General features: G+C 72.0%; 4 protein-coding genes. All 4 read left to right on the top strand.

Annotation, left to right across the window (positions count from 1 at the left end; genetic code table 11):
* Positions 1-2,797 (top strand): translation initiation factor IF-2 (gene infB / locus CA983_RS40715; RefSeq protein WP_086605708.1); only part of this gene is annotated, 2,797 nt, incomplete at its 5' end.
* 461 nt (positions 2,798-3,258) lie between these two features.
* On the top strand, positions 3,259-3,552 hold the full coding sequence (locus tag CA983_RS40710; protein WP_086605707.1) for a DUF503 domain-containing protein: 294 nt from the start codon (positions 3,259-3,261) through the stop codon (positions 3,550-3,552).
* 44 nt (positions 3,553-3,596) lie between these two features.
* Positions 3,597-4,049, top strand: a complete 453-nt coding sequence (gene rbfA, locus CA983_RS40705) for a 30S ribosome-binding factor RbfA (RefSeq protein ID WP_086605706.1) — start codon at positions 3,597-3,599, stop codon at positions 4,047-4,049.
* The gene (gene truB / locus CA983_RS40700) at positions 4,046-4,951 is read left to right on the top strand and encodes a tRNA pseudouridine(55) synthase TruB (RefSeq protein WP_086605705.1); all 906 of its coding nucleotides are present in this window, start codon (positions 4,046-4,048) and stop codon (positions 4,949-4,951) included. The genes rbfA and truB overlap by 4 nt, the downstream gene beginning before the upstream one ends.
* Positions 4,952-5,039: the final 88 nt, after the last annotated feature.

Genomic DNA, 5,039 nt, shown 5'->3' with positions numbered 1-5,039 from the left:
TGGAACTCGGGCGTGGTCGGAGCCGGGGACGCCGCGGCCCGCCCCGGCGTCCCCGGCTCCGACCACGCCCGAGTTCCAGGCGCCCCCGTCGGCTCCCGCCGCCCCGGCCTCTTCGCAGGGCTCGTCGCAGGGCTCCGGCCCGCGTCCGGGCGCCCCGCGTCCGGCCGGCCAGGCACCGCGTCCGGGTGCTCCGCGTCCGGCCGGCCAGGGTGGCCAGGGTCGTGGTGACCGTGGCGACCGTCCCGGCGCCTCGCGTCCGGGTGGCGGCGCCCCGCGTCCCGGTGCCCGTCCGGCGGGTCCCCGTCCGGGCAACAACCCGTTCACCTCTGGTGGCTCCACCGGCATGGCGCGCCCGCAGGCGCCCCGTCCGGGCGGTGCCCCGCGTCCGGGCGGCCCCGGTGCCCCCGGCGGCGCCCCGCGTCCGCAGGGCCAGGGCCAGGGCGGTTCCCGTCCCCAGGGCGCGGCGGGCGGTCCTCGTCCGCAGGCTCCCGGAGGCGCGCGTCCCACGCCGGGCGGTATGCCCCGTCCGCAGGGTGGCGGCCCGCGTCCCGGCGGCGGTCCCGGCGGTCCGCGTCCGAACCCCGGCATGATGCCGCAGCGTCCGGCTGCCGGTCCGCGTCCCGGTGGCGGTGGCCCCGGTGGCCGCGGTCCCGGCGGCGGTGGCGGTGGCCGTCCCGGTGGTGGCGGCGGCGGTCGCCCGRGTGGCGGCGGCTTCGCCGGCCGTCCCGGTGGCGGTGGCGGCGGTTTCGCCGGTCGTCCCGGTGGTCCCGGTGGCGGTGGCGGCGGTTTCGCCGGTCGTCCCGGTGGTCCCGGCGGCGGTGGCCGTCCCGGCTTCGGCGGCCGTCCCGGTGGTCCCGGTGGCCGTGGTGGCACGCAGGGCGCCTTCGGCCGTCCCGGTGGTCCGGCGCGTCGTGGCCGCAAGTCGAAGCGGCAGCGCCGTCAGGAGTACGAGGCCATGCAGGCCCCGTCGGTCGGCGGTGTGATGCTGCCTCGCGGCAACGGCGAGACCGTTCGCCTGTCGCGCGGTGCGTCGCTCACCGACTTCGCGGAGAAGATCAACGCCAACCCGGCGTCGCTCGTCGCGGTCATGATGAACCTCGGCGAGATGGTCACGGCCACGCAGTCGGTCTCCGACGAGACGCTCCAGCTCCTCGCCGACGAGATGAACTACACGGTTCAGATCGTCAGCCCGGAGGAGGAGGACCGCGAGCTCCTGGAGTCCTTCGACATCGAGTTCGGCGAGGACGAGGGCGACGAGGAGGACCTGGTGGTCCGCCCGCCGGTCGTCACCGTCATGGGTCACGTCGACCACGGTAAGACCCGGCTCCTCGACGCCATCCGCAAGACGAACGTCATCGCGGGCGAGGCCGGCGGCATCACCCAGCACATCGGTGCCTACCAGGTCGCGACCGAGGTCAACGACGAAGAGCGCAAGATCACCTTCATCGACACCCCGGGTCACGAGGCGTTCACCGCCATGCGTGCCCGTGGTGCGCGGTCGACCGACATCGCGATCCTGGTCGTCGCGGCCAACGACGGCGTCATGCCGCAGACGGTCGAGGCGCTCAACCACGCCAAGGCGGCCGACGTCCCGATCGTCGTCGCGGTCAACAAGATCGACGTCGAGGGCGCCGACCCGACCAAGGTGCGCGGTCAGCTCACCGAGTACGGGCTGGTGGCCGAGGAGTACGGCGGCGACACGATGTTCGTCGACATCTCCGCCAAGCAGGGTCTGAACATCGACTCCCTGCTGGAGGCCGTGATCCTCACGGCCGACGCCTCGCTCGACCTGCGGGCCAACCCCCACCAGGACGCGCAGGGCATCGCGATCGAGTCCCGTCTCGACCGCGGCCGCGGTGCCGTGTCGACGGTCCTCGTCCAGCGCGGCACGCTGCGGGTCGGCGACACCATGGTGGTCGGCGACGCGTACGGCCGAGTCCGGGCGATGCACGACGACAACGGCAACCTCGTCACCGAGGCGGGCCCGTCGACGCCGGTGCAGGTCCTGGGCCTCACCAACGTCCCGGGCGCCGGCGACAACTTCCTCGTCGTCGACGAGGACCGTACGGCCCGTCAGATCGCGGAGAAGCGTGCGGCGCGCGAGCGCAACGCGGCCTTCGCGAAGCGCACGCGCCGTGTGTCGCTGGAGGACCTGGACAAGGTGCTGAAGGCCGGCGAGGTCCAGCAGCTGAACCTGATCATCAAGGGTGACGCTTCTGGTTCCGTCGAGGCACTCGAGTCCTCCCTGCTCCAGCTGGACGTCGGCGAAGAGGTCGACATCCGCGTCCTGCACCGTGGCGTCGGTGCGGTCACGGAGTCCGACATCGACCTGGCGATGGGCTCCGACGCCATCGTGATCGGCTTCAACGTGCGCGCCGCCGGGCGTGCGCAGCAGATGGCCGAGCGCGAGGGTGTGGACGTCCGGTACTACTCGGTCATCTACCAGGCGATCGAGGAGATCGAGGCGGCCCTCAAGGGCATGCTCAAGCCGGAGTACGAAGAGGTCGAGCTGGGCACGGCGGAGATCCGCGAGGTCTTCCGCTCGTCCAAGCTGGGCAACATCGCGGGTGTTCTCATCCGCTCCGGCGAGGTCAGGCGCAACACCAAGGCGCGACTCCTGCGCGACGGCAAGGTCATCGCGGAGAACCTCAACATCGAGGGTCTGCGTCGCTTCAAGGACGACGTCACCGAGATCCGCGAAGGGTTCGAGGGCGGTATCAACCTCGGCAACTTCAACGACATCAAGGTCGACGACGTCATCGCGACGTACGAGATGCGCGAGAAGCCGCGGGTGTGACCCACGGTTCCCAGACCGGCCGACGGGGCCTCGCCCCGTCGGCCGGCTGGCCGTTTGTCTCTCCCGCGCAACAGACCCGGCGCCCCCGCCGGGGTGCCTCGGCGCCCCGGCGGGATGCACGGGTGAGGCCCCGCCGGAGGGCTGGCGTTTGAAGCCCCGCGAGGGTGCAGGATTGAAGCCGCGAGGGGTGCAGGATTGGAGCCCCGCGAGGGGCCAGGGATGTGATGAGGCCCCGCGAGGGGTGCTGGCGTGACACCCCGCGAGGGGTGCAGGGGACGTAGTCCCTGCCGGGGTCTGGGGCGGAGCCCCAGGGGCAGCACCTCCTGGCCGACCGTGTCGGGCGGGTGGGTGGGCAAAGGAAAACCCCGTCGAGCCACCGGCAGGTACGCGGTACCGTTCTTGATGTCCCTGCCCCAACCGCAGGGCCATCGATCCCGTACCGGCGGGTCATCCGGATACACATGTACGTGGGGACGCTGTCCTTCGACCTGCTCCTCGGCGACGTACGGTCGCTGAAGGAGAAGCGCTCCGTCGTCCGCCCCATCGTCGCCGAGCTCCAGCGCAAGTACGCGGTGAGCGCGGCCGAGGTGGATCACATGGACCTCCACCGCAGGGCCGTCATCGGCCTCGCGCTGGTGTCCGGCGACGCGGCGCACGTGAGCGACGTACTCGACCGGTGCGAACGGCTGGTCGCCGCCCGCCCCGAGGTGGAGCTGCTGTCCGTCAGGCGGCGCTTCCACGGCGAAGACGACTGACGAACCGAGAATGACCCAGACAGGAAAGAACGGGAGACGGACCAGTGGCCGACAACGCGCGGGCCAAGAGGCTGGCGGACCTCATCCGGGAAGTGGTGGCCCAGAAGCTGCTGCGCGGGATCAAGGACCCGCGGCTCGGCACCCACGTCACCATCACGGACACCCGGGTCACGGGTGATCTGCGGGAGGCGACCGTCTTCTACACCGTGTACGGGGACGAAGAGGAGCGGAACGCGGCCGCGGCCGGCCTGGAGAGCGCCAAGGGCATCCTGCGCTCCGAGGTCGGCCGGGCCGCCGGCGTGAAGTTCACGCCGACCCTGACCTTCGTCATGGACGCCCTCCCGGACACCGCCCGGAACATCGAGGACCTCCTCGACAAGGCGCGCCAGTCCGACGAGAAGGTGCGGGAGGCGTCCGCGGGCGCGCATTACGCCGGCGACGCCGACCCGTACCGCAAGCCGGACGAGGACGACGAGACGGACGACACCGCCGAATGACCCAGAAGCACACCACGCCCGACGGCCTCGTCATCGTCGACAAGCCGTCGGGCTTCACTTCGCACGATGTCGTCGCCAAGATGCGCGGCATCGCCAGGACACGACGCGTCGGGCACGCCGGCACCCTCGATCCGATGGCGACGGGCGTCCTCGTCCTCGGCATCGAGAAGGCCACGAAACTCCTCGGCCACCTCGCACTGACCGAGAAGGAGTACCTGGGCACGATCCGGCTCGGGCAGAACACCCTCACCGACGACGCCGAGGGGGAGATCACCTCCTCCACGGACGCCTCCGCGATCACCCGTGACGCCATCGACGCCGGTGTCGCCAAGCTGACCGGCGACATCATGCAGGTGCCGTCCAAGGTCAGCGCCATCAAGATCAACGGCGTGCGGTCCTACAAGCGGGCCAGGGACGGCGAGGAGTTCGACATCCCGGCCCGACAGGTCACCGTCTCCTCCTTCGGCGTGTACGACGTCCGGGAAGCCGTCGCCGAGGACGGCACGGCCGTCCTCGACGTGGTCGTCTCGGTCGTCTGTTCGTCCGGCACGTACATCCGGGCCCTGGCCCGCGACCTGGGCGCCGACCTCGGCGTGGGCGGGCATCTCACCGCCCTGCGCCGCACCCGCGTCGGCCCCTACAAGCTGGACGCGGCCCGCACCCTCGACCAGCTCCAGCAGGAGCTGACCGTGATGCCGGTCGCCGAGGCCGCCGCGGCCGCGTTCCGCCGCTGGGACGTCGACGCCCGGCGCGCCCGGCTGCTCACCAACGGCGTACGGCTGGACATGCCCGAGGAGTACGCGGGCTCCGGCCCCGTCGCCGTCTTCGACCCGGAGGGCCGCTTCCTCGCCCTCGTCGAGGAGCAGCGGGGCAAGGCCAAGTCCCTGGCCGTTTTCGGCTGACAGGGCGCCGGGACCGTCCGCCCGTGGAGCGGCGACCACGGGGTACCTCCACTGCCGCCGCTCCACGGTCCCCCCTCGGTTCCCCCAC

Origin of the sequence: Streptomyces swartbergensis, assembly GCF_002148965.1 — a bacterium.
GTDB classification, from domain to species: domain Bacteria; phylum Actinomycetota; class Actinomycetes; order Streptomycetales; family Streptomycetaceae; genus Streptomyces; species Streptomyces swartbergensis.
Note: the sequence above shows the minus strand (reverse complement) of the source record. Positions and strands in the feature narration are given on the sequence as shown.

Bases quoted from the DNA above. Each gene is read 5' to 3' on its own strand.
- truB (WP_086605705.1), top strand. From the start codon at position 4,046: ATGACCCAGAAGCACACCACGCCCGACGGCCTCGTCATCGTCGACAAG.
- CA983_RS40710 (WP_086605707.1), top strand. From the start codon at position 3,259: ATGTACGTGGGGACGCTGTCCTTCGACCTGCTCCTCGGCGACGTACGG.